The 26,703-nt window shown below is 72.0% G+C and carries 11 protein-coding genes (1 of these 11 cut by a window edge); 7 read left to right on the top strand and 4 right to left on the bottom strand.

The window, feature by feature from the left end:
- Window positions 1-75 precede the first annotated feature (75 nt).
- The 3 genes from FHX45_RS06920 to eccCa form a co-directional block, all read right to left on the bottom strand.
- Complete coding sequence (locus tag FHX45_RS06920; protein WP_167097732.1) at window positions 76-2,223, bottom strand: WXG100 family type VII secretion target; 2,148 nt, start codon at window positions 2,221-2,223, stop codon at window positions 76-78.
- A 6-nt stretch (window positions 2,224-2,229) separates the two neighbouring features.
- Complete coding sequence (locus FHX45_RS06915; protein ID WP_167097730.1) at window positions 2,230-3,231, bottom strand: hypothetical protein; 1,002 nt, start codon at window positions 3,229-3,231, stop codon at window positions 2,230-2,232.
- Window positions 3,232-3,351: 120 nt separating this feature from the next.
- Window positions 3,352-7,305 carry a type VII secretion protein EccCa gene (eccCa, locus tag FHX45_RS06910; protein ID WP_167097728.1) on the bottom strand — a complete coding sequence of 1,318 codons (3,954 nt, stop codon included), beginning with the start codon at window positions 7,303-7,305 and terminating at the stop codon, window positions 3,352-3,354.
- Window positions 7,306-7,426: 121 nt separating this feature from the next.
- Between eccCa and eccD the strand changes: the two genes are divergently transcribed.
- From eccD to FHX45_RS06890, 4 genes are all read left to right on the top strand, one after another.
- Entirely contained in the window at window positions 7,427-8,827 is a 1,401-nt protein-coding gene (gene eccD / locus FHX45_RS06905) for a type VII secretion integral membrane protein EccD (protein ID WP_167097726.1), read from the top strand.
- Window positions 8,828-8,845: 18 nt separating this feature from the next.
- Window positions 8,846-10,246, top strand: a complete 1,401-nt coding sequence (eccB, locus tag FHX45_RS06900) for a type VII secretion protein EccB (protein WP_167097724.1) — start codon at window positions 8,846-8,848, stop codon at window positions 10,244-10,246.
- 151 nt (window positions 10,247-10,397) lie between these two features.
- The gene (locus FHX45_RS06895; protein ID WP_167097722.1) at window positions 10,398-10,748 is read left to right on the top strand and encodes a hypothetical protein; all 351 of its coding nucleotides are present in this window, start codon (window positions 10,398-10,400) and stop codon (window positions 10,746-10,748) included.
- A gap of 31 nt (window positions 10,749-10,779) precedes the next feature.
- Complete coding sequence (locus FHX45_RS06890; RefSeq protein ID WP_167097720.1) at window positions 10,780-11,067, top strand: WXG100 family type VII secretion target; 288 nt, start codon at window positions 10,780-10,782, stop codon at window positions 11,065-11,067.
- 103 nt (window positions 11,068-11,170) lie between these two features.
- On the opposite strand, the gene FHX45_RS06885 is transcribed toward FHX45_RS06890, so the two are convergent.
- On the bottom strand, window positions 11,171-12,445 hold the full coding sequence (locus FHX45_RS06885) for a S8 family serine peptidase (RefSeq protein ID WP_341771380.1): 1,275 nt from the start codon (window positions 12,443-12,445) through the stop codon (window positions 11,171-11,173).
- Between the two features lie 122 nt (window positions 12,446-12,567).
- Here FHX45_RS06885 and FHX45_RS06880 point away from each other — a divergent pair, with 122 nt between their 5' ends.
- From FHX45_RS06880 to FHX45_RS06870, 3 genes are all read left to right on the top strand, one after another.
- The gene (locus FHX45_RS06880; protein WP_167097718.1) at window positions 12,568-12,945 is read left to right on the top strand and encodes a YbaB/EbfC family nucleoid-associated protein; all 378 of its coding nucleotides are present in this window, start codon (window positions 12,568-12,570) and stop codon (window positions 12,943-12,945) included.
- Entirely contained in the window at window positions 12,942-13,271 is a 330-nt protein-coding gene (locus FHX45_RS06875) for a hypothetical protein (RefSeq protein WP_167097717.1), read from the top strand. Before FHX45_RS06880 ends, FHX45_RS06875 begins: the two co-directional genes overlap by 4 nt.
- A gap of 64 nt (window positions 13,272-13,335) precedes the next feature.
- Window positions 13,336-26,703: the start of an EndoU domain-containing protein gene (locus tag FHX45_RS06870; RefSeq protein WP_167097715.1), read on the top strand. Its footprint extends 24,240 nt past the window's final position; the window shows 13,368 of its 37,608 coding nt (coding positions 1-13,368); it begins with the start codon at window positions 13,336-13,338; its stop codon lies beyond the right edge, outside the window.

Raw genomic sequence — 26,703 nt, 5'->3', positions numbered from 1 at the left:
GGGCCTCCGCCCAGCGCCAGGCGTGCCAGGTGGTGCCCCGCGCCGGGCGGGGCACCACCGCGACCGCGGCTCCGGTCAGGTCCGTCCGTCCAGAGGGGACGGTCCGGCCGGACTCTGCCGCCGCTCCTCCTGGCCGCCCGCGACGACGGGGCCGCCCGGCGTCTCCACCTCGAAGGCCGTGTCCTCCCGGACCGGCGTCTTCTCGGCCGGCTTGGCCACCCGGGTGGCGCGGTCGGCGTGCACGACCGGCTTGGCGTGCCGGTCCGGTGCGGACACCACGGGCGCGGCCGCCTGCAGCACCGACGGGATCTCCCCGGCCGGACCGACCACGTATTCCTCCGTGGAGAAGCGGCCGTCGAACACCGGGGCGATCCCGGCCGGCAGGTTCGCCGCGAACTCCGACCCGGGCACCGCCGGCCGCGGCGCCCGCTTGCGCTCACGCTGCTTCTCGGTGAACGTCTTCTCCGGTGGTTTGCGGTGCGGGTTGGACAGCACCGGCGGCGCGCCCAGCCCCGGCCCGTCCTGCGGCACGGCCGGCGCCTCGGCCTTGCTGCCGGCGCGCTGTTTGCGCTTCTTGTCGTTGCCCAGCACCGGTGGGGTGGTGCTCGGCGGCGCCTGGAAAGCGGGTGACTGCTCGGTGTGCCCGGGCAGACCCGATGGTGACCCGGTTTTCTCCCCCGCGGTGGAGCCGGGCGCCGACGAGCCCGGCGGCAGCGAAGGCGGCGGCGCGGCGGACGCCTGCTGCTGGGCGGCGCTCTTCGCCTCCATCTCCAGGTGGTCGGTGAAGGACTGCTCGCCGTAGGAGGGAATCCCGGGCTGGTTCGCACCCGGGGACTTCTCCTTCGGATTCTCCGGCACCTGACCGCCCGGTGGCGGCGTGATCGTGCCCGGCGGGTAGAGGCTGTTCGGCGCCGACGACGACGGGAAGCCACCGGGCGGGGCACCGGCGGAGGTGTCCGGCGAGGTGGAGCCGAGCGTCGGCGGCGCGGCGTTCGGCGCCTTCGACCCGTCGAACAGGCCCGGCGACGGCTTGTTACCGCCGAACGACGCGGGCGGGATCTTGCCGCCGCGGAAGCCGTTGGGCAGCAAACCCGGCGGCAGGCCGGCGAACGCGGGCGGCGGCGTGCCCGGCGGTGGCGTCGCGGGGGCGGGAGCCGGTGGCGTCGCGGGCGGGGGCGTACCCGGCGGCACCAGGTTCTTCGGCGCCGGGGGCGGTGCGGCGGGCGGGGTACCCGGCGGCGTCTTCGGGCCACCCGGCCCGGGCGGCCGGTTCGTGAAGTTCTTCGGCGGGTGCTTCGGGCCCCCGGGCGGTGTACCGGTCGGCGGCGTGCGGTTCTTCGGGCCCCCGGGCGGCGCCCCGTTCGGACCTCCGGGCGGCGCACCCGGCGGCGGCCCACCCGGAGCGCCCGGCGGAGCACCCGGCGGCGGCACGTCCGGCAGGTCCACCCCCAGTGCCTCCGGGTGCGCGATCGCGTTGATCGGGTCCAGCGCCTTCGCGTGTCCCGCCTGGAGTGTGGCGATGTAGGGCGAGTACTCACCGGCGTACTTGTGCGCCAGCTTCCGCGCCTTGTCGGTGTACTCGTCCTTCGTCTCGTCGACCTTGCGCTGCGGCATGACCTTGTAGTAGCCGTACTGTGTGCCCACGCCCGGCTGGTCGGCCAGGTACTGCAAGGCGCCCGTGACGGCGGCGTACTCCTGGTACAGGACCCGCATTTCGGCCTGCGCCTCGTACATGACGTTGGACAGGCCGTGCAGCGCGACCGAGTTCTTGATCGCCGCGTCCTCCCACACCCGCAGGTAGGCCAGCGTCATGCCGACCTTCTCCAGGAACACCGCCTTCGCGCCGGGCGACTCCCAGTGTTCCGCGAGGGTCTGGGTCTGGTCGTGCAGGGCCTGGGCGGTGTCCTGCAGCAGCTGCGCGACGTTCGACCACTGCTGCGCGCGTTCGGCCGTGGTGCCGGGCTGCTCGCCCATGATCCACTTGTTGATGACGTCGATGTCGGCGTTGTCGATCTGGCCGGAGCTGTCGCCCCCGGCGGCGCCGTTGTCGTCCCCCCGGCCGTTGTCATTGCCCTTCCAGCCGTCGGAGTAGTAGAACGCCGGCGGCTTGGAGATGAACGGGTTGGCCGGTGGCTTGTAGCCCGGCAGGAACGGCGGCGCGACGTAACCGGGCTCGAGGGAGTTCTCGTTGTACCCGAAATACGGGTCGTCCTCGTCCGCCATGCCCCGTCACATCCCTCCCGTGGTCCGCCGCAACCGGTCCATGCGCTGCTGGGCGAGCTTCTCCCAGTCCTCGCCGGTCACCGGGTCGCCCTGTGCTCCGATGTGCCGTTCGTTGGTCCGGTTCCCCTTCTCGTCGACCGTGTAGTAGTCGCGGATGTGGGTGCCGTCCGGGAAGCTGGTGGTTTTCACGTGGTCGTGGCTGACGCTCAGTTTCGTGTCCTCGGCGTCGTACCGCGTCGTGGTGGTGACCTCGTCGCTGACGTTCGCGCCGTGCTTCTCGGTGGTCGTGGACGTGATCGTCTTGCCCGCGCGCTTGCCGTTGACGTAGCTGGTGGTGGTGGTCTGCCCGTCGGGCTGAACGGTGGTGGTGTAGACGGTCTTGCCGTCCTTGTCGGTGAGGGTCTCGGTCCTGCCCTCCGGGGTCCTCGTCACGCTCCGCGTGCCGCCGTCACCGGTGCGGTACACCTCGATGACCACGCCCGTGTAGGTGAAGGTGCTGATCAGCTGGTCCTCGTGCGGGTCGGCCCGGATCTCGCCCTTCTTCTGCATCAGGCTCTCGATGGTCTGCTTCGGATCCAGGCCGGCGGGCAGACCGTCCGGCTTGGTGGCGCCCGGCATGCACAGCGCCCACTGGACCGCGTTGAGCATCGCGGCGTTGCTGCCGTCCATACCCGCGAACACCTCGGCCATGATCAGCGCCACGGACGAGATCGCCGCGATGTTCTGCCCCATGTCCGGCAGGAACGCCGCCATCTCGCCCGCGTTGCGCGAGCACAGCTGCTGCATCTGCGTGCCCGGCGGGAAACCGCCGGTGCTCATCGAAATGTCCTTGCCGCCGCCCTGCAGCGAGGTGCTCGCCACCAGCGTGTCGTTCTCCAGGTTGCCGCGCAGGGTCGCGATGTTCTTGCCGTACCCCCGGAACGAGGCCGGGTCCATCTTCAACGGCTTGCCTTGGGAGACCCAGCCCGCGATCGGCGTCGTGGGCTCCGGATCGGGCCGCGGTCCCATGGTGTCCCTCCCTGACCTCGTGCTGCCTGGCTGGCAGCGGGTGCCGGCCGGGGGTAGGGGTCGGCCGGCACCCGCCGCACTCAGGCAACCATCCCCTGTCAACCCCCGTACCGGGGTGTCCTACTCGTCGGCGGGCAGGTGCGCGAGCTGGACCAGCTGCGCGCCCGCACCACGCGTGATGAACCAGCCGCGGCCCGGGGGCAGCTTCTGGGGCTTGATGTTGCCCAGCAGCGGCCCCTCCTCGCGGCTGCCCGACATCAGGATCCCCGGCGAGGCGAGGTCCCGGATCCGGGCGATGACCGGGTCGAACATCGCCCGCGCGGCGCCACCCGTGCGGCGCGTGACCACCAGGTGCAGCCCGATGTCCCGGCCCTGGGTCATGAACTCCAGCAGCTTGGTCAGCGGGTTGTCGTGCGGGTTCGGGGCGACCAGGTCGTAGTCGTCGACCAGGATGAACAGCTCCGGCCCGGTCCACCAGCTGCGGGAGCGGAGCTGCTCGGGCGTGATGTCACCTCCCGGCAGCCGGTTCTGCATCGCGTCGATGGTCAGACGCGTCATTTCCTGAACGGTTCCGCTCGTCGTCGCATAACCGATCAAGTACTCGTCCGGGATGAGCCCGAGCATGCTCCGCCGGAAGTCGATCAGCGCGATCTGCGCCTCGGCCGGGGAGTAGCGCGTCATGATGCTCTTCGCCAGCGCCCGCAGGAAGGTGCTCTTGCCGGACTCGACGTCACCGAACAGGATCAGGTGGGGATCGGCGGCGAAGTCGAGGTGCACCGGCCGCAGGTCGGTCTCGGAGATGCCGATCGGGATCCCCGCCGCGCCGGGCGCGGGCAGCTCGGCGTAAGGCAGTTCGGCGGGCAGCAGGCGGACCCGCGGAGCACGCGGCCCGGCCCACGCACCGCTGACCGTGTGCACGAACTGGTTGACCGCCTCCGCCAGGCCGGCCGCGGTCTCCTGCCCGTCGATGCGGGGCACGCCGGACAGGAAGTGCATGCCGTCGGGCGCGAGGCCGCGTCCGGGGGACTGCTCGGGGACACCGGCCGCCTGCCGTCGCCCGATCACCGAATCGACCGGGTCGCCCAGCCGCAGCTCGATCCGGCTGCCGAACATGTCGCGGACGTTCATCCGCAGGTCCATCCACCGGTTGGCGCTGGCGACGATGTGGATCCCGAACGCCAGGCCGCGGTTGATCAGCTCGGTGACGCCCGGCTCCAGGTCCTCGAACTCCGACCGCAGGGTGCCCCAGCCGTCGACGACGAGGAACAGGTCGCCGAACCGGTCCTCCGGGAACCGGCCGTCCCGGAGGAGTTTGCGGTAGGTCCCCATCCCGTCGATGCCGTGCTCGGCGAACCGCTGTTCCCGTTCGGCGAGAAGGGTTCGGGCTTCCGCGATGCTGCGCCGCACCCGGTCGACGTCGCGCCGCGTCGCCACCCCGCCGACGTGTGCCAGCTCGCGCATCGCGGTGAGGCCACCGCCACCGAAGTCGAGGCAGAAGAACTGCACCTCGGCCGGGGTGTGGGTGAGTGCGAGGCTGCCGATGATCGTGCGGATCACGGTGCTCTTGCCGCTCTGCGGGCCACCGACGATGGCGACGCTGCCGCCCGCGCCCGACAGGTCCAGCCAGCAGACGTCGCGGCGCTGGTCCGCCGGCCGGTCGATGACCCCTGCCGCGGCGTGCAGGGCGCCGAGGTACTCGGTCTGCCCGGTGGTCAGACCCCGGTCCGGATCGTGCACCAGCGGTTCCAGCAGCTTGTCCAGCGTCGGGGGCTGCTCCAGCGGCGGCAGCCACACCTGGTGCGCCGGCGCGCCCTGCCCCTCCAGCCGGGCCACCAGCACGTCCATCAGCGTCTCGCCGAGGTCGTCGGACTCGCGCCGCGCCGGCTCCAGCGGCTGCTCCGCCAGCCGCGGCCGCAGGTAGGCCGTGGAGTAGTCCTGCACCGGATCGATCTGGCGGCCTTCGTCGTCGGTGCGCTGCACGGTGCCGCGCTGGTGCACACCCGACACGTACGCCGCCTTGAACCGGGTCAGCTCGTCCACCCCGGTCTTGAGGAAGCCGTTGCCGGGGGAGCGGGGGAGCTGGAACGCGTCCGGGGTGCCGAGCACGACCCGGCTCTCCATGGCCGAGAAGGTGCGCAGCGCGATGCGGTAGGACAGGTGCGAGTCCAGCCCGCGCAGCCGTCCCTCCTCCAGCCGCTGCGAAGCGAGCAGCAGGTGCACCCCGAGCGACCGGCCGACGCGTCCGATCTGGACGAACATGTCGATGAAGTCCGGCCGCGCGGTGAGCAGTTCGGAGAACTCGTCCACCACGATCAGCAGCGCGGGCAGCGGATCGAGCGGCGCGCCGGCGGTGCGGGCCTTCTCGTAGTCGCGCTGCGAACCGTAGTTGCCCGCCTTGCGCAGCAGCTCCTGCCTGCGCACCAGCTCGCCGCCGATCGCGTCGAGCATGCGGTCCACCAGGTGCAGCTCGTCGGCCAGGTTGGTGATCACGGCGCTGGTGTGCGGCAGCCGGTCCAGCTTGGTGAAGGTGGCGCCACCCTTGAAGTCGACCAGCACGAAGTTGAGGATTTCCGAGTCGTGGGTGACGGCCAGCGCCAGCACCAGCGTCCGCAGCAGCTCGGACTTGCCGGACCCGGTGGCGCCGACGAGCAGGCCGTGCGGGCCCATGCCGTCCTGCGCGGACTCCTTGAGGTCCAGTTCCATCGGCCTGCCGTCGGCGGTGATGCCGATCGGCACCCGCAGCCGGTCCCGGTTGGACCTCGCCTCCCAGCTCCTGGCGAGGTCGAACTCGTACGGGTCGCCAAGGCCGAGCAGGTCGGTGAGCTCCAGCGACCCGGACAGCGGCTGCTCGCTCGCGGTCAGCGCGGACAGCCGCAGCGGTGCCAGGGTGCGCACCAGGCCGCGCATCTCCTCGATGCCCAGCGCGTCGGCGGTGCCGATGTCACCGGCGCCGTCCATGGTGCGGCTCGTCAGGTGCCCGTCCGGGGCGATGTCCAGGACCAGCGTGGCCGCGTCGAGCAGGCGCGGCGGCTCGCCGGAGAGGTCGACGACCGTGACGCCCTCGACCCCGCCCTCGATCATCAGGTGCTCCGAGCCGCCGGTGTCGCCGCCGTCGACGACCACCACCACGTGCGTCGAGCCCTCGATCGGCTGGGTGCCCGGGTTGAACCGCGGCCGGTTGGCCACCACGTCATCGAGCATCGCCTCCAGCGCGGTGACGCTGGGGGCGACCAGCCGGATCTGGCCGACGGCGTCGGTCTTGGCCGGGTGCAGCGCGTGCGGCAGCCACTTGGCCCAGTCCCACAGCTCTCGGTCGCGCACGCAAAACGCGGTCAGCACGTCGCTCGGCGCGTGGAACGTGCCCAGCTGGGCCACCAGCGCGCGGGCCAGCGCACGCTTGCGGTCGTCGTCGCCGGTCAGGTGGATCCGGGAGAACCCGCGCAGCGCGACCGCCACCGGCAGGTCCGGCACGGTGGAGTAGGTGGTGACGAACTTCCGCAGCGCCATCGCGCACAGCGGCTCCAGCTCGTCGATCGGCTTGGTCTCCGGCGGCACCAGCGGCGTGGCCAGCTCCTGCGAACCCAGCCCGATCCGGATCACGGTGAAGTCCCAGTCGCCCGGCCGCCGCTCCCACAACCGCGCGCTCTGCGCGGTCGACCACAGCCGCGCCGGGTCCGGGTGGCGGTAGAACATCGCGCGGCGCTGCTGCTCGATCGTGTCCCGCACCTGGGCACGCAGCTGCGACAGCCGCCGCATGTACCGGCGGCGGCTGGCGATCATCTCCTGCTTGCTCGCGCCCTGCCCGCCCTGGCTGATGATCTGGAACAGGATCATGCCCAGCACCGCGATGCCGTACATGGCGCCGGCGACGTACATCAGGGGGCCGGACCGGCCGGCGCCGATCAGCAGCGCCATGCCGCCGGTGCCGGCGAGCATCGGCAGGATCATCAGCACCCGCGTCCAGCTCTTGCCGCCGGGCGGCGGGTTCTCCGGTGGGGGATCGAGCACCACGTCGCCCGAGGGCAGGTCAGGCGCGGGCCGCCGGAGTGGCCGCTTGACTATGATCGTTCCCAAGACCGCAAACCTCCCGAGCGCCCGGGTGCGCCAGCATAGAGCTTTCCGCAAAGCCTAGTGTCGCGATTTAATGGATACTCTCCCAGCCGGGCTCGGGGTCCAATTTGGAGGTAGGGGCAGCATGACGTCGGCGATGGGCACGACCCTCGCGAAGGTGAGCATCACCACGCCCAAGCGCGGGATCGACGTCGCGCTCCCCGAGAACGTGCCGGTGGCCGAACTGCTGCCCTACATCCTGCGCCACGCGGGCGAGGACGCGCCGGACACCGGGGAGCAGCACGGCGGCTGGTCGCTGCGGCGCCCCACCGGTGAACGACTGGACGGCAGGCAGACGCTGGCCGCGCAGGAGGTGCGCGACGGCGAGATCCTGCACCTGGTCCCCGGTCCGGTCGACTGGCCCGAGATCGAGTACGACGACGTGGTCGAGGCCATCGCCAGCGGCGCGCGCCGGTACGGGCGCAGCTGGGGCCGCGCCGCCACCCGGCGGGCCGGGCTGGTCATCGCGGCCGTGCTGCTGTGCGGGGGCAGCCTGGTCTCGCTGTCGTTCGAACCACCCTGGCTCGGCGCCGGCCTGGTCGCGCTGGCCGCCGCGGTGGTCCTGACCGCGCTGGGCATCGTGGTGGCCCGCGCGGTGCCGGACGCCTACGCGGGCGCGGTGTTCGCCGGTTCGGCGCTGCCGTACGCGTTCCTCGGCGGTTACCTGCCGACCGCGCCGGACCACCTGCGGCTGTTCGGGTTCGGTGCGCCGCAGCTGCTGCTCGGCATGATCGCGGTGCTGGTCTTCGGCATCGTCGGTTACCTGGGCGTCGGCGCGGCGAGCCGGGTGTTCGTCGCGGCGATCGCCACCGGGTTCTTCGGCGCGCTGGGGGCGCTGTTCGGCTACTGGATGGCCCCGGACGCGGCCGGTGCGCTGGTCCTGACCATCGCGATCGGCCTGCTGCCCGGGTATCCGTGGCTGTCGCTGCGGCTGGGCCGCGTCCCGCTGCCCGCGCTCCCGCAGCGTCCGGCCGACCTGCTCAACGACGAGCCGCAGCCGGCCACGCCCGCGGTGTTCGACGCGGCCGCCCGCGCCGACGAGCTGCTCACCGGCCTGCTCTCCGGTGGCGCCCTGATCAGCGCGCTCGCCGCGATCTTCCTCGCCGCGCACGGTGGCGGCTCCCGGCTGCTGATGCTGCTGCTCGCGTGCGCGGCGCTGCTGCTGCGCGCCCGGCTGTTCCCGGTGCCGCGGCAGCGGATCCCGCTGCTGGCCGCCGGGCTGTGGGTGTTCGCGCTGCTCACCCGCTGGTGCTTCGGCACCGCCGCCGGAAACGTCGGGTCCGGGCTGGTCCTGCTGGCGCTGGTGGTGATCGCGTTGCTGGTCGCGGCCGCCGGGGTGGTGTACAGCCGCAAGAACCCCTCGCCCTGGCTCGGCCGGATCGCCGACATCGTGGACGTCACCGCTATCGTGGCCCTGATCCCGTTCGCGGGCTTCATCACCGGATTCTTCGCATATGTCCAGGGCCTGATGGCCTCGATCGGCTGAGGGAGCTGAGGGAGAGGCGTGCCCACTCGTCGCGACCAGCTGCAGGCCTACCAGTTCATGATGCAGCGGGTCACCTCCGCGCTCATCGTGCACGAGACCGATCCGGAGCTGACGCCGTTGCGGCGCGGAGTGGGCGCGCTGTTCGCCGGGATCATGATCACGGTGCTGGTCGCCGCGGGTTTCGGCGTGTACGGCGTGTTCACCGGGGTCGGCGGCACGTCCTGGAAGACCGACGGTGCGGTGGTCATCGAGCGCGAGACGGGCGCGACGTTCGTCTACCGTTCCGGAGAGCTGCAGCCGACGCTGAACTACGCCTCCGCGCGGCTGCTGACCAGCGCCGAAAAGGCCGGTCCGTACCGCGTGTCCGGTGCGGACCTGGCGGGGCTGGCCCGCAGGCCCGCGGTCGGCATCCCCGGGGCGCCGGCCTCGCTGCCGCCCGCCGGCCGCGCCGCCGCGACGCCGTGGACGATGTGCTCGGTGCTGGGCCGCAACTTCGCCGGCGGGCCGATGACCACCACGACCCTGCTGGTGGGGCAGGCGATGCCCGGCGGCACCCCGCTGGGCCAGCGCGCGATCCTGGCCCGCGACGCCACGGACGGCACGGTCCACCTCGTGTGGAACAACCACCGCTACCGGATCACCGACGCCGCCGTGATCAGGTCCCTGTTCGGCGCCAGGGCCACGGCGGTGGCGGCCGGCACGGCCTGGTTGAACGGCCTGCCGGTGGGGCAGGACATCGGCCGGATCGACGTGCCAGGGCAGGGCTCGCCGTCCACAGTGCTCAGTGGGTCCAGCGTCGGTGACATCGTGTACTACCCGCTCTCCCGCGGCGTGCAGTACTACCTCGTCCGGGCCGACGGGCTGGCCCCGCTGACCGAGCTGCAGGTGCGGATCCTGTCCGGCCAGTACTCGGTGACGCCCAGGGAAATCCCCGCCGCGGCCGCGAACGCCGCGCCGACCAGCACGGCCCTGGCGCCGGCGCAGGGTGAGGCGGCACCGCCGTCGCTGCCCCCGGAGCTGGTCACCGTGCCCGACGGGTCCGACGTGACGCTCTGCTCGCAGACGCACGACGCCCGCACCGATCCGGTGATCTCGGTCGGTGGCGACGCGAGCGTCCTGGACGCCGCCATCAGCACCAGTCTGGAGAGCAGCACCGGCACCAAGCTGGCCGACCGGGTGCTGGTCCCGCCGGGTAGCGTCGCCGTGGTGCGGGTGCTGCCCTCGGCGACCGCCACCGCGGGGGCGTACACGCTCGTGACCGACACCGGCCTGCGGTACCCGGTGCCCGACGACAAAGTGCTGGCCCAGCTGGGGTATTCGGCGGCCTCGGCGGTGGACATGCCGGCCGCGCTGGTGCAGCGCATCCCGGAGGGCCCCACGCTCAACCCCGCCGCGGCCATGGTGACAGCGGTCCCGTAGTGGCCCCGCACCCGTGGCGCTGTTGAACAATTTTCAATAAGCGTTTACCTGGGGATGCGCTCCTCGTCTGGGCGCTGCCGCGCGACGGAGCACTGTCAGGTACGCGACTTACGCTGGCGGTGCAACGTCCGCTAGACGGGGGTGATCAGGTATGACCCTGAAACTCGATGAGACACAGACCCAGAACCTGAGGACTCTCCTCAGCGACGCCAAGGACCAGGGCGAGCAGCTCTGCTCGAGCATCCACGCCGACTACGCGGGTGTGGTCGGCGCCAGCTGGCTCGGTGGCGCGTCGACCGCCGCGCTGGGCAAGCAGGACGAGATGCTCAACTTCTGGAAGAGCCAGCTGGCTCCCATCCTCGACACCCTGGTCAACGGCATCACCGGCACCACGAACCTGTTGACCAACCAGGATCTCGACAGCCAGAACGTCATCAACGCCATCGCGCCGGGTTCGGGTGGCATGAACTTCGGCCGGCTCGGCGGAACCGCGTCCGTGTGACGGCGCCGCCAACTTCGGGAAGGGGACAGACATGGTTCTGCGCTACGACGGCACGGTCGGCGACACCGGCACCACCAACATCACGAAGTCCGGCGAGCTGATCCAGCTGTTCGAGCAGTTCAAGACCAGGGCCAAGGCGATCCTGGCCGACGACTGGAAAGGTGCGGCGGCCAGGGCCTTTGACGACGCCCAGGATATCTGGAACCAGCGCGTCAACAGCTACGCCAGCACGCACAACGACATGGGCAACGCGGTGATCCGGGCAGCGGAGAACGCGTTCGAGAAGGACCAGCAGGCAAGGGGCTTTTTCAGCATCTGAGGCGAGTCTCGGCCCAGCCGGTCCCGGAGCGTGCCCGCGCTCCGGGGCCGGTTTGTCGCACATCTTGAAACTGCACAGGAGGACATCGTTGTCCGACGCGGGATCACGACCGCTTGGGGCGGTCGCTGAACAGTTCCACCGGCGGTTCGGGGCGCTCGTCCTCGGGCCGGTCCTGCGGGACGGACGCGAGCCCGGCACGCCAGCGGCGGCGACGGCCACGCGGTCCGAACGCGACGATCGCGGTCACCAGCACCACGAGGGCCAGACCGGCCGCGGCGAGGACCAGCGCCCACGTGTCACTGCGGTCCTCGGCCGCCTGGCGGGCGGCGACATCCGGCGGGACCGTCGTCGGCACGATCGGCGGCAGCGCCACCGGGTTGCCGGCCACCACCTCGTCGGACACCGCTTGGTACGGGTTCACCAGGCCGTAACCGTAGGATGCGCTGCCGGTGCCCTCCGGAGCGGGCGTCGCGGTGGCGAACAGACGCCGGGCGACGTCCTGAGTGGACAGATGGGGCAGGTGGGCGCGGACCAGGGCGGCCGCGCCGGCCACGTAGGCGGTGGCGAACTCGGTGCCGGACGCGGTGCCCAGTCCGCTGTTCGGGTAGGTCGTGATCACGTGCGCCCCGGGTGCCACCAGGTCCACCGCGGTGGGACGGGAGTCCGGTGCGATGCCGCCGTTCTCGGTGATCGAGCCTACGCCGATCACGCCGTCGTAGCCGGCGGGATAGGGGACCAGGCCGGGCGGCTCGTTCGCCGCCCGCTGGCCGACGGCAGCCACGACGACGACGTCGCGGGACAGCGCGCGCTGCACGGCACCGCGCAGCGCGGGGCTGTCGTCGTAGGTGATGACCGGCACCGCGATCACGGTCGCGTTGCGGTCGACCGCCCAGTTGATCCCCGCGGCCAGCGTCTCGGGCGCCACCGTTCCGCGCGGGTTCCGGTCCGCCGGGTACTGGTCACCGACGACCTTCGCGGACAGGATCTGCGCACCGGGAGCCACACCGTGGAATCCTGCCGCATCGCTCGGTTGTGCGGCGATGATGCCGCTCACGCCGGTGCCGGAGCCGGCGCAGTCGGGGTTGCCGCTGGGCCGGGTGTCCGGCGGCGCGAAGTTTGCGCGCTCGGCGATGTGCCCGGCGAGCAGCGGGTTGTCGGTGATGCCCGTGCTGACGACCGCCACCCGTTGCCCAGCTCCGGTGCTCAGCGGCCAGACCCGGTCCGGGGCGAGCAACTGCTGGGACCACGGGACGGGAACCAGAAGCTGTCCCGGAACGACACAGTTCTGCTGGGCCTGCGCGGCCGGTGGGGCCACCGTGAGGACGGCGAGCCCGGTCGCCGCGGTGACGAGTGCCGTTCGAAGACGCTTGGCGTGCACGCGCCGAATGCTATCGGAGTGCCCACCGCCCGGGGCAAAGTCGCCGCGGTGCGGGATGGACGAAGGGATGGGAGGTAGTCGTGGAGTTCTCTTCCGAACGCGTAGACCCGGTTTTTCAGGACATGCTGGAGGAACTGCAGAAGGTCACGGAAAACATTCCCAAGACGCACCAGCGGATGCTCGCCATCACCGGGGTCGCGTGGTCGCCGGACCGCATGGTCAAGGTGGTGGTCGGCCCCCGCGGGCAGCTCGTCGATCTGGAGATCGACCCCCGCGTGTTCCGCAAACCCGACGCGCCCGGCTTGCAGGCCGCCATTCTGGCGGCTTCCGCCGAAGCGGTCGCCCAGGTTTCGGCCCAGATCCAGGAGATCATGGCCGAGCAGTTCTCCCCGGAGTTCACCGAACTGCGCAACCAGCTCCAGTTCGACGGCGCCGGGGACATGGATTACCTGTACCGCGCCGATGCCGAGGTCTACGCCGAGCGGAAGGACGAGCGATGACCGGGTTCGTCCAGCAGAACGTGAGCGCCCATGAGATCGCCGGTATGGGCCGCCACCTGGGCGGCACGGGTAAGGACTTCGCCGGTCGTGCCAGGGCCGCGGTCGGCGAGCACGACCGGATCGCCACACCGGAGGCGTTCGGCACGGACAAGCTCGGCGCCCAGTTCCTCAAGACCTATGGTGAAGCTCCTCACCAGGTGCTGAAGGCGATGGCCACCTTCGGTGATCAACTCGAGGAAATCGGCAAGATGGTGGCGGACGCGGCGCTGACCCAGTTCGACGCGGAGCTGGAGAACCTCAGGAAGGTCAACAACGTGCAGACGTGAGCACGGCGTTCGTCGCACGATTTCGGTCCGGGTGTGGGTTCGTGGTGAGTTGGGGAGGTGAGCGGTGAGCAATCCACTGGATGGGCCCACCGACGTCTTCGCGACCGCCATGATGGAGTTCGCCGGGGAGATCGACAAGTTCATCGATGCGTGGAACCAGTTCCTCGGGTTCCCCATCGTCCCGGTGAAGGCCACCACCGTGATCAACGGACTCTTCGGCGAATACCCGAAGGCCGACCCGGACCGGGTGGCGGAGATCGTCAAGTTCTGGGCCGAGAAGCAGGGCGACACCTACGACTTCCAAGTGGCCGCCTCGAAGGGCACCGAGCTGATCCAGCAGGTGTACCAGGGTGCCGCGCCCGCCGAGTTCGGCATGATGATGTCGCAGTTCGCCAGCACGGTGCTGCAGCTGGCCGACGGCGCCGGGCAGCTGACGCAGGGCACGCAGCAGTACCTGCAGACCATCGTGCTGACCAAGAACAGCTACCAGGCCAACATGCTGATGATGGCCTACGAGCTCGTCCGCTGTCTGATCAGCGCGCTGCCGACGTGGGGCGCGTCGCTGCTCGAGGTCCCGATCGTGCTCGGCGCGCTGGGTCCGGTGCTGCGTCGGGTGGTCCTGAAAGCGTGGGAAACGATCCAGACGATCGTAATCAAGGTCGTCACCCGGGAGTTCACCTGGTCCGCGTCGAAGGCCGCGCTGACCCACGGGCTGGCCGAGGGCCTGAAGAAGGCGGGCGCCGGCCTGACGCACCTCGGACAGGCCGGTGTCCGGCGCGGCGTGGACATGGTCACCCACCTCCCGTCGAACCTCCGGTTCTCCAGCATCGCCGGGCGCCAGGCGGCACACGAGGTGCAGAAGGGACTGATCCGCGAGGCGCTCCAGCAGGGGCTCGGTCGTGAGGCGGTCCGGAAGCTCGCCAGCAAGGCGGTCAACCGGGAGATCGCCGTCCAGCTGGGAAACCGTTTCCGCGGCGCGGCCACCGCGGCGGGTGAGCGGGTGCCCGCCGAGCTGCGGACGGTGATCGACGACGCGGTAGCGGGCGCCATCCGCCACCAGGGATTGTCCACCGGCCGGGTGCTCGGCAACCGCATGGTCGGTTACGGCCTCCGCAGCGCGCTGATGTTCGGCGTCACCTCCGACGTCGGCGCCCAGTTGATGACGATGTACGAAACCGGGGGCAACTACTCGTACCACCTGATGAACACCCTCGCCGCGTTCGCCGGCGCCGGCCTCGGCGGGGCGCCGATCGGCCTGGCGACGACAGTGCACGGGTTCCTGATCACCGGCGCCGTCGGTGGTGTGCTCGGCCAGTTCGGATCGGTGGCGCTCACGGACCCGAAGCACCTCGACGCCTGGGGGCGCAACGCGTGGCAGTGGGCGACCACCGGCGAATGGGGCAGCTACACGGTCAACGAGCACGGCCAGGTGCTGCCGGTGCGCGCCGAGCGCGGTGGGTCGGACAACCCGCTCAGCTGGGGTTCCATCAAGGACGCCGCGTGGGGCGGCGCCGTCGGCGGCGCCTGGGAACGCTACATCGGCGAAGCGTCCTGGCACGATGTCGGGCACAACCTCGCGAGCTTCAACATGAACCTCGCGCACCTGACGAACACGGACTTCACCCGGTTCGTCGCGCCGTCCCCGACCGCCACGCCGTCGCACCTGGGTGCCTGGGCGGGCTTCACCGATCCGGGTGCCGCCGGCGCGGGTGCCGGGAGCGCGGCCGCCCAGACCGGGAATACGCAGACCGGGAGCGCCCAGACCGGGAATACGCAGACCGGTAATGCGCAGACCGGGAATGCGCGGAGCGGTGGATCTCAGGCCGGGAACGCGGGAGCGCGCACGGGCGAGGCCGGATCGCGTGGTACGGGCAGCACCCAGAGCGGGCGGCAGACCGGCGGCGGGAGCACGGATTCCGCCCGCACCGGGGAGCCGGGACGTCAGCAGACCGGGAACTCCGGCGAGGCGGCACGGCAGAACGGCACCGCAGGCGAGTCCGGGCACCGGACGTCCACAGCAGACTCCGGCCGGCAGACGACCTCGGCTGACGCCGCCCGGCCGGCAGCCGCCAGCAGCGCCAGGGACGCTGGTGACGCGGGACGGCAGACCGCCGCCGCAGGTGCCGGTGAGACCCGGCAGCAGGCGGCCGCCGGGCAGCCCGGGGACACCGCGTCCCGGCCGGGCACCGGCGACGACACCGCCCGGCAGCCGGCCCACGCGGGCCGCCCGGACGGCGAGACGGCGCAGCCCGGCCGGCAGGGCGAGGGCCAGTCGGCGGATGCCGGTCGCCCCGACGGCCACCCGTCCGCGGACACCGCCCGCCCGGACGGCGCCGACGCTCAGCAGACCCGGCAGCCGGGCGAGGGTGAACAGCACGGCCCGCGGATCACCGACCGGCGCGCCGCCGGTGACCAGGTGCCGGGGCTCGACGAGCACCGCACGCACACCGATGAGCCGCCCGCGGACGACCAGCCCAAGACCAGCGACCACCGCACGGTCGCCGGGGAAACCCGGCGGTTCGGGCCCGAGGCGGCGCCCGAGAGCACCACACACTGGCCGGACGCCGCGAAGGCGGTGGCCACCCAGGTGCTCCACGAACTACGCGTCGACGGCCAGGCCGAGGTGGACAAGAACACCGGGCTGTTCACCCTGACCTCACGCGACGGCCACGTCGTGCAGGCGCGGCTCGTGCTCGACGACACCCTGCCCGCGGGCACCGTCGAAACCCACGCCGGCCGCTTCGAGGGCAACGCGCAGACCGCGCCCGCGGAAATCCGCATCGCCTCCCAGATGTCGACCAACCTCAGCGAGGCCGCCGGCACCGGCCGCATCGCGATGACGCAGGCACTCGGTCACCTCTTCGCGCAGACGCCGGTCGTGCGGGCCGATTCGGTCTCCCACGCCCACGGGCGCTCCGTGCCGCGCGGCGGGATGGCCCGGCTGCGCGAAGGCACCTCCTGGCGTGCGCTCCCGCAGACCATCCGGACCGGTGAGCCCGCGACGGGGGAAGCGGCCGACGAGGAGGCGCTCGGGGAGGCGCTCCGCCACCGCCAGGAGAACCGGCCGGCGCCCGATTCCACCGCCCTGCCCGACCGCGGCCGGGTCACCGGGCTCACCGGCGATCCCGCCGAGGGCACCCTGCTCGCCCACTTCGACGGCGGCACCCGCATCGCGTTCGACATCGGGCTGGACTCGCGGGTCCCGGCGAACCAGGTGCACGTCGACCCCGGTTCGTGGCTCGTCGGGGCCGACGGCACGGCCCGGCAGACCGCCGAGGCCACGATCCTCGTCGGGGAGGGCACGATCGCCGCCCAGCTGGACGGACTGCTGGACCGGGCGTTGCGTGCCCTGGCCGACGGTGTGCCCGGCCTGGACCGCCCGCACCACGCGGTCAACCTCCGCGACGTGGCGGACCTGCCCACCGACCCGGTGCGGCGGACGGTGGGCACCGTCCGCTCGGAGACCGCCGACCACACCGCGGACGTCGCCGGACGCATCGAGGACTACCTGCGCGGGATCGGCCGCACCACCGCCCCGGTCACGGTGGTGACGCCGGCGGCAACGGCGCCGGGTCTCGGCGACGCGATGCCGGTGCAGCTCAACGGGAACACCGCCACGCTCCCGGTCCGCGCCGACATCGGGGCGCGGAGCGTCCGGCTGTTCTACGACGACGTCACCGTCGATGTCGCCGCCACGGTGGACTCGGAGCTGCCGCCCGGCACCTACGAGGTGATCCCGCCGCGCGTCGGCGCGGACGGAACGCAGTCCACCCCGGCGCAGATCCGGATCTCCGGCCAGGCGCCCGGCGATGCGACGCAGCAGCGGTTCGTCGTGCACATGCTGATGCGCCAGGCGCTGGGCACGTTGCACGACCTGGTGGGCGGTCTCGGCACTCTCGCCGACGGTGCGGTCGCCACCTACCTGGACCCCGCGACGCGGCCCCTCGCGCACGCGGTCGCGACGACCGTGCGAGGGGCGCGCCTGCTGCCGGACCCGCTGGCGCCGGAACCCGCGCCCGGCGAACCGGTCCGCTACTCGGTGCGGATGCCGGAGGTGGCGACCTTCGCCCACGACTCCGCTGCCGTGCTGCAAGCGCTTTCCGAAGCTGGCCTGCGGCTGGACACGCGGGAGCTCCGGTGGGACACCAGGGATCCCGGCGTGACGACCGAGTGGACCGATCCGGGGACCGGGCAGCGGTACGTGCTGCGCCTGGAGACCCGCGACTCGGTGGCCGCGCGCGCCCACGTCGCCGCGCTGGACCCGGACACCGCGGCCGGCCGTCGCGAGGAGGTCCTGGCCGCGGTGCTCGCGCCGCCCGCGGCCGACGACATCGCCCTGCCCGAAGCAGCGGGGAACCGGCCCAACGCGTGGGATTCGGCGGAGTCACCGGAGTCCCCCAAGCACCCGGACTTCCTCGCGATTCAGCTCGAACCGCACGTGCTCGACCACTTCGTGCACCAGCACGGGCCCGCCGCCACCGACCCGCGGCACCAGCGCATCGCGTCCCGGTGGTTCGACGCGGGCACCGATCCGCGCACCGAACTCGGCGCGCTCCTGCGCGACGTCGCCCGCCGGCCCGACTGGGTCCGCTGGAACGCCGAATCCGGGCACTGGTTCGTGCGCGGCGAACGGTCCGGTGTCGTGGTGGCGATGGTTCTGGACCGCGAGGGGAACATCCTGGCCGCCCGGCCGGACCCGGGACCGCACACCGAGCCCGGCCGTCCCGCTCCCGGCGACGCGAGCAACTGGATCGCCCCGCTCGTCGCCGCCGTCGGCGCGGTCGACAAGGCGCTGCTCCTGCCGGAGTCCGCGACGTCCCTGGCCGACCTGGGCTCCGGCAGCCCGATCCGCTACGGGATCCACCTCGCCGAGCCGGGCGACGCCCGTACGGTGCTCGACGCCCTCGACGGCAACGGCTTCGCCCGGGCCGGGGTCACCGCGGACGGGCGGGTCGTGGTGGTGCACCAGGACACCGGGCAGGCACTGCACCTGCGGATCGAGGAGCCGAGCGCGGAACCGGTCCCGGAGGACGGCGCGGTCCCCGCGCTGGACGAGGCCGTGCGCGCCGTCCCGGGCGCCACGCTGACCACCGGCGACCCGTTCGACCACACGGTCACGGTCGCGGCCGGCACCTTCGCCGCCGACGCCCAGGCGGTGATCGACGACCTCGCCGCCCGGGGCCTGGTCCCGCAGGACGCGGACATCGACTGGGGCCGTCGCGGCCGGCACGGCTGGCGCACCGTCTGGCGCACTCCGGACGGCCGCACCGTCACCGTGCGGCTCACGACGGCCGAGGCGGTCACGCACGCGGCCCGCGCCGCCGAGATCGCGCGGCAGCTCGCCGAACTCGGCCGCGGGGACGTCCTCAAGCGACGGTGGCTCGCGGCGCGGCAGCTGGAGATCCAGGGCAGCGCACCGGTGCCCGACGGTGCCGACCGGCTGCGCCTGCCGGAGTCGCCGGTCACCGGGTTCTCCGTGCAGCACAGCCCCGGGCTGGCCTCGGTGGTCGTCCTGGACGGTGGTGGGCAGTCCACCCCGGAGGACCTGGCGCGCCGGGTCGCCGACGAGCTGCGGGCCGGCGAGAACGCCTGGGCGGGGGACGACGTCCTCGTCACCGTGGCCGACGGCGTCACCCGCGACGCGCTCGCCGCCGATCCGCGAGCGCTCGGCCAGGCGCTGGCCCGCGAACTGGGCACCGTCCTGGACGGCCCGGGAGCCGAGGGCACGCCCCGGCTGTACGGCGTCGCGCCGCGGGGCTGGGCCGACCCGTCCTATCCCGCCGCGGCGGTCGTCTCCGACGACGTCCTCGCGGACCTGCGGCCGGACGCCGGTCAGCCCGGCGGCCGGGTCGTCGGCCCGTCCTGGTTCGGCGGCGACGACGTGATGGACCGCCTGCGGGAAGCGGTGCAGTCGATCGCGGGCGAGCCGGCGGAGATCCTCTCGCCCGCCCGCGGCCTGTTCGGTGCCTTCGAGGTCCGCGGCACACACCGCGGGCTGACCCTGACCGCGATCGTGCGGGCCGACGGCACGGTCGAGTCGGCGCGCGTCGCGGACGGTCCACTCCGGACGGTTCCGGTCCGGCCGCCCGCCGTGCCGGGCACCCCGGGCGCGGAGCCCGCACCGGCCGAACCCGGGCTCGCGCAGGCCGTCACCCACCGGTTCGACCCGCAGACGGGCGGGGACCACAGCGGTGGCGTGCCGCCCGCCGGGCCCGAGCTGACGACGGTCCTGCGGTGGTCGCACGGCCTGGACGGGCACCAGGTGCGCGCACGTGCCCTCCTCGACGTCGCCGAGGGCATGGACCCGCGGCAGCAGGCCGAGCTGCTGCGCCGCGGGATCACCGGGCAGCAGCTGTTCGACACCGGCCGCTACCAGCGCCACTGGGAGAGCAAGGGCTGGCCCTACCGCGACTCCGCGTTGCTGCGCGTCGCCGAGCGGGATGCCCGCATCATCAACACCGCCCTGGCCGGGCAGGCGCTACCCGGCCTCGACGGCATGACCGAGGTGCCGGGGCGGCGCGGGTCACTGCCCGGCGCCCTGTTCCAGGGACCGGACGCCAGCTGGTACGTCAAGGCACCCACCTCCACCGAGCAGGCCGAGGTCGAGGTGCTCGCCGGCGAGCTCTACCGGATGGTGGCCGACGCGGTGCGCGCCGGGACCGGTATCGACGCCCCGCTGCCGGAGACCCGCCTGGTGCGGCTGGAGGGCCGGTTCGGCGAGAACCGCCCACTCGGCGTCGCGAGCCGGTGGGTGGACAACACCGGTCCGGTGACGTCCCTGGCGCCGGTCAGCGAGGAGCACCGGCGCGCGTTCTGGGCCCTGTTCGGTGCGGACGCCTGGCTCGGCCACTCCGACCTGCACGGGTACGAGGGCCGCAACGTCGTCGGGACCCCGCGCGGCCCGATGCGCGTCGAGTTCGGCGGCGCCCTCACCCACACCAGCACGGGTGCCCCGAAGAGCGCGGTCGACGGCCACCTCCCGTTCGGGCCGGCGGTGACCGAGGCGGACGTACTCCGGTCGCCGGTGCGCAGCCCGCGGACGGCGGAACTGTTCCGGGGCATGCCGGCGGACCTCGAGCGGGCGTCCGTGCGCGCGGTCGCGTCGATCAGCGACGACGCGATCCGCCGGGCCGTCCACGCCACCGTGTCGGACCCGGCGCTCGCCGGGCAGCTCACCGAGACGCTCATCGCCCGCCGCGACCACCTCGCCGCCCGGTACGCGGAAGGAACGACCGAACCGGCCCGCCGGCCGGAACAGGAGCAGGACGCCGAGCCGGCCGAGGTCCGGTTCCTCGACCGGCTGGTGGCCGCCGAGCGGGCCGCGGGTGACGCGGCGCGGGCGATGCGCTCGTTCGCGGGCGGCAAGGTCGCCGAGTACGTCGGCGCCCGCCTCGGCATCCCCGGCCCGGTGACCCTGGAGCGGGCCGGTGACGCGCCGGGGCACTACACGCTCCGGCGCACCGACGGTACCGACGCCGCCGTGGTCCGGATCCACCCCGACCTGGCCGGGCTGCGGGCCGAACTCGCGGTCCTCGGACCGGCGCTGCCGGTGGCGTTCACCGGCAAGGCGGCGCTGGCCGGTGACGAGGTCGGCATGGCGGTCGTGCGGGTCACCGCCGACCGCACGGTGCCCGAGGCGATCGCGGCCTTCGGTGACGGCACGCGGCCCAACGGGTGGGACGCGGTGGCGAACCACCCGCGCTTCCCGTCGCCGGAGGACCTGCGGTTGCCGCCCGAGCGGACCGCGCACATCTTCGACGGGGACGAAACCGGCGGCGGTCACCGCAGCGGGCTGGGGAAGCCGAACAAGACCGAGTTCCCGTCGCGCTGGGGCGACGACCGCGCGGTGTCGGACATCATCGAGCGCGTCGCCCGGCACCCCGACCACGCCGAGTGGGAGGAGGGGCCGCAGACCTGGCGGCTCACCGCCGAACGCGACGGGGTGCGGGTCGCCGTGGTCGTGCTGCCCGGGTACGGGATCCTGACCGCCTACCCCGAGCAGGGCCGCGGCGTGGTGCGCAACCCGCCGCCCGCGCCGCCGCCCCGATCCGCCACCCCGGTGACGGTGCCCCCGAAGGTCGCCAAGCGGTTGGCGAGCAAGCTCGGGCCGTCCAGCCGGGCGCCCGGAGCCGCGCTGTTCCCGGCGGCGTGGTGGAACGAACCCGGCGGCATCGAGCGGGTGCTCGCCGAGGCCGCGGACGAGGCGATCCGCCAGGACCGGATCGAGGACGTCCCGGAACGCGACAAGCAGCAGCTGGTGCGCGCGATCTACGCTGGCGTGCGGGTCGACATCGTCGTCGACAAGCAGAACAAGATCCTGGACGCGCGGCCGGACCCGAACGGCCCGGGCGTGCGGGTCAACCCGGAGCGGGGAGAGGGCGGAGGCCGTGACGCTGTCCGAGGAACAGGTGGCCGCACGGATGGCGAGGCTGCCGGAACGGTTCGCGGACCGGCTGGCGCCGGAGGACCTGCGAGCGGTGACGCGCAACCGGGACGCGGGGGAGTGGCTGCTGACGGTCCAGGCGCTGATCGGGTCGCTGAGCCGGGCGGACAGTCCGGTGTCGACCCGGGAACGAGCGGAACTGCGGACGTTGCTGGAGACGTTCGCGCAACCGGCACGAGCGAGCCGGCTGAGCCCGCTGCTGGAGCGGGCGACCGCGCAGCTGACGGCCCTGACCGAGGTGAGCAGTCTGACGGAGCCGCAGATCGCGGAGACGGCGAAGACGCTGCGGCCGACGTTCGGGGAGCGGATCCCGGAGACGGACCGCTGGGAACTGACGGACGCCCAGGACGAGCAGGACTGGCTGGATCTGACCCAGGCGACCGTGGCACTGCTGAACAAGCACCGCATCCCGGTGACGGCGGCGGAACGCCGGACGCTGTGGCTGCTGCTGGACGCGATGGATCTGCCGAAGCAGGGGCTGGCGGAACTTCCCCGGCGGTAACCGCCGACGCCGACCACCGGCCCGCGCACCCGGGTGAGCTCGCGCCGGCCGCGGATCACGTGGTGGCCTCACTCGGCACCTCCCGCACCGAGATCGGGGCTTTCGCCAAGCGGGGCGCGCAGACGATCGCCGACGCGCTCGGGCTGACGGTGGACGAGGTCGAGCGCCGGATCGACGACAAGCTCGCCGAGGCGTTCGAACTCAGCCCGCGCGGGATCGACCGGGCTTTCGGTGGCGATCGGGCGGCCTGGAACCGGCTCTCGCCCTACTTGACCGCGTCCGCGGTCTACGACTGGGAGTCCGGCCGGGTCGGCCTGGCTGCCGGGAATCCCGTCGACGTCGTCGCGGCCGGTTTGGTGAAGGAGGTGGTGACGTCCTTCCGTGTGTCGCCTGCGGAGGAGGCGCGGTCGGCGACCGGTTCGCTGGCGGAGTTGTTGCTGGATCGTGAGAAGCGCGATCTTCGGGTGGTGCTCGCGTGGGTGAAGTCGCTGGACGGACGGTTCTCGCCGGAGCTGAGCGAGGTGCGTACGTGGACGCCTGAGCTGCTGGACGAGGTGGTGGAGTGGCGGTATCCGTCCAGTCTGGACCATGTGGACCGGTTCACCACCGCGCTGCGCCGGGGCGACCCGGTGGTGGAGCCGAGCCTCGGGCGTGATCGGTCATTGGTGAAGACCATGCAGCAGCAGATCCAGAAGCTCCTGGGCATGGCGCACGTGCGGGTGGCCGAGACGCTCCATGGAATGCGGGTGGTCGCGGAAAGGCGCGGGTCGCGGTTCACGCTCCACATCCGGGACAGGGCTGCCAGGTCGCCGTCCCGAGTCTCCGGAACCGCGGCAGAGTTCGAGGCGTCGCTGCCGTTGGCGCGACTCGGCGAGATGTCCATACCTTTGGTCAGCGACATGGTCGCTCGTCTGGTCGAGAACTCGGCCGATGCCGCGGCCAGGCACCCGGAGGTGAGTGCCGCACCGCTCAGCGCCGAGATCGCTCGTAACGCCACCACAATGGCGGGTCTTGACGACTTCCTCAGCGACCTCGAGGTCATGGACAGCGAGTCCGCGGTCATCCTGACGGCGACCGATCAGGCTGGGCGTGCCCTGGCCCTGGACGTCCGGGTCGGCTCAACCTGGAGCGAGCCGCGTTTGTGGTTGACGACCAGCCACCCGGACATGCACCGGCTCATCCTGCCCGCCGAGTCGACTCCGGGCGAACAGCAGCGGGCCATCGCCGAGGCACTGCGTGCAGTGGCCGCACAGAGGGCGGTCCTCGCCGGAAGTGAGCGGATTCCCGGTGCGGGCGAGTACAACGCGGAAGGCTGGGTGGACCGCAAGGAGTTCCAGCAGCTCCTGCCGGATGTTGCGAAAGCTTTCGAGCACCTCAAGCACGCTCTGCCGGCGGGGAGCACACCCGAGTTATCCATCTTCTTCGAATGGGACGAGTTTGATTCCGCCGTGGCGACGCTGAAGGCCGGGTGGCCCAATCCGTCCGCTGCTGAGCAGCACCCCGTTCCACTCACAGTGCAGATCAGCAAGCTGCATGACAGCCTCGTGCGAATGGCGGAGTGGTTCGATCGCCACGAGCCGGGTCTGACGACCCGGGCGCACGTCCGCGCGGGAGCGTCGGCACTTGAGCAACTGCATCGCCAACGCGTCCTCAGGGCCTGGATGGAGACGATCGGCGGCCCTCTCGACCGCCGGTTCCTGCATCGCACGCCGGCGCGCGGCGAACTCGCCCGTGAACACTTGTCCGCCGCGCTCGGCCGGCTCATCGGTCCGGAGGCCCGGAACGACGGTGGCCGTTGGGAAACGGTTGCGGCCAAGCTCCTGCCGGACCGTCTCGGAGCGGTGTCCACCGCGGACGGCGTATCGCTCGGTGACCTGGTCGAGATCGCCGAGGTGGTGTACCGGGGGGAGGGCCAGTCCGAGCTCGTGACTCGCATCCTGGACGCGGCAGCCCGGGTAGCTGAGCAGACGCACCTCCCCCGTCGGGCCCGGGCAGCCCTTGATGCAGTGACCGCGGAGGCGCGCGGTCTTGAACGGGCCCTCGCCACCGCGGAGCTGGGGGTGCTCGACCCGGTCGCCGATGCGCTCGCCCGACTTCGTTCGAGCTTGTTCGCCCTCGCGCTGCACGGCATCGACGTCTCGACACCGAACTGGATGCCGGCCGAACCGAGCGTGACAGACGGGCCGGTGCTGCCTGGCCGTCCTCCGAAGCCCGTCCCAGGCCTCAACCTCATCGGTGGCGGCTCTGGAGTGTGGGGGAGCCGTACACCGACCGTCTGGGATTACGCCTTCAAAGCCGTGGGGCACGCTGTCGCTCTCGGCGGTCAGATGAGGGGCAAACCGGCGGCCGCGGTAATGATGCTGCACTTCCTCGGCAATAGCGGCCGGGATTTCATCCTGGATCCGCACCGTGTGCTCCGGGACCTTACGTCCCTCCGGGAGGACGCGACCACGCAGGTGCGCTTCGAAGCGCTCCGCCTCGCCCACGCCGCCGAGTCGAGAGGCCAGTCGGGCACGTTCCGGTTCTCCACTGCATGGCAACGAATCGACTCCCCTCGTGTTTCCAATGAAAGCAAGAACTGGCACTGGGGTGTGGGCACGTTCTACTACGCAGTCAGCGGCGCCGTGACCCTGGTGCCTGGCACTGACCGCGCCCGGCCGGACGTGCGCGTGGACTACCAGCTGCACATCTACGACCGGTACAGCTGGGAACCGGGGCCTGGCCTTCTCAATATCGACCACGAGTCCTGGCAGAGGTTGCACCAAGCGGGGATCGCGCGGGAGTTCGACATCGTGGGATCCACGGAACCGCTGGTCCACGAAGGGCCGATCAGTTCGCTCTACGACCTGGAGATCCCAGTGCGGCCCGCCACACCGGCCGCCCTGCTGGACGAACTGACCCGGCTGGCGATGCCGCACGTGCCGCCGTCGGTCGTCGATCGCATTGCGGACCAGTGGTTCTACTACTCCGCCCCGAACCCGGATGGGGACGTCGTCTGGATCCGGACCGAACCGGGAACGCGGTCGATCGTGGTCAGCACGCCCCCGTCCGGCGACGATGGTGGGTGGGACGAGCGGTTGCACTGGGACGCCGCGGAAAGCGCGTACGGCAAGGGTGACCGCCGGGTCGAACTGCTCATCGACGGCAGGCCGACGGACGGCTTGAGCGGCGCCGCGGACACGATCCGGGTGATCCGCCCAGACGGTACCCGAGCGTCGCTGCCCTTCCGAGGAGTTTATTCGCCGGGGACGGACGCCGCCGATGCACTTCCCGGACGGTCGGGCGTGGTGCGCGAGCTCGACGGGGCGGTTCAGTCCGCCCTGCGGCAATACCGAGAGAGCGATGCTGCGCGACTGCCCGGGCGGACCTTGGTCCTGTCCGAGGTCTGGCCCGAGGGCGAGGCCGTCACCGACTCCGCTGTGGTCGACCCGACGGTGGCGGAGGTCTTCGGCAGTGTCCTGCCCGGGGTGAGTGCGGCGAGGCCCGTTGCCGACCCGGTCGACGGGCGGGTCCTCTGGCTCATCGAATTCGACAGCGGCATGGAAGTGGCCCTCCAAGTGCGGGCGAACGAGGCACTGTCGAGGCCGCAGCTGTACCTCCCGCCGCTGCACGTGCACACCCGTGTCGAGCAACTGGCGGCCGCGGAGCTGACGGTGCCGCCGGTGCCGGTCACCGCCACCGACCGGCGTATGGCGCTGGAAACGGCGTTGCGGCAGGCACTGGATCTCTTGCCCCGTGCTGTCGATTCGATGACCGGTCCACTGCTCGAGACCCAGCCCGAAGATCGCCGTCCGGCGGTCACCAGTCTCGTGCCGGAGGCTGTGACCTCCCCGGGTGCGAAGCTCCGGGAATGGCAGTTGTACCAGTCGCTGGCGCTGAGCGAGCGGGGGATGCCACGAGAACCGGGACGTACTGTCCCCTCTCCTGGCGACGCCGTGCCGCAGCATCTCCGGCCGGGATCGCTGGGTGAAGTGTCGGGCGACTTCGTGTGGACCGGTGCGTACCGCAAACTCATAGAACGGCAGGGGCCCCTCTATCTCGTCTCCACTGTGGACCCCGCTGGGATGGCAGCAAAGCGTGGACTGTTCACCGACAGCTCGTATTTCCCGTCCAGAGAGGATGTGCGTTCGATCCAGGAGCGCAGGGACCGCGAGGTCCGGATGGCGGTGTCCACCTCTGATCTCGTCGTGGCGGGTACGACGCTGCTCTCCCACCTCGTCAACCACGAAATCCTGATCTACGAGCACTACACGCCCGGTGGTGTGGATGTCGACGGATCGAGCCTGCTCTTGGGCGGCCCGGTTCCGGGCACCAGCAAGGTCCTGCACGTCGAGGTGCCCATCGAGCGGATTTCCGGCTGGTGGCGTGCCACGGTGACAGCCATGGGCGCGATCCACGTGACCCGCTGGGAGGACAACCCCGAGTTCAAGGGCGTACCTGGTCCGGCGGAGGTCGTCCTCAATCGCATCGACGACGTGGGGCGGGCG

It is taken from the genome of Amycolatopsis granulosa (assembly GCF_011758745.1).
Lineage (GTDB): Bacteria > Actinomycetota > Actinomycetes > Mycobacteriales > Pseudonocardiaceae > Amycolatopsis_E > Amycolatopsis_E granulosa.
Note: the sequence above shows the minus strand (reverse complement) of the source record. Positions and strands in the feature narration are given on the sequence as shown.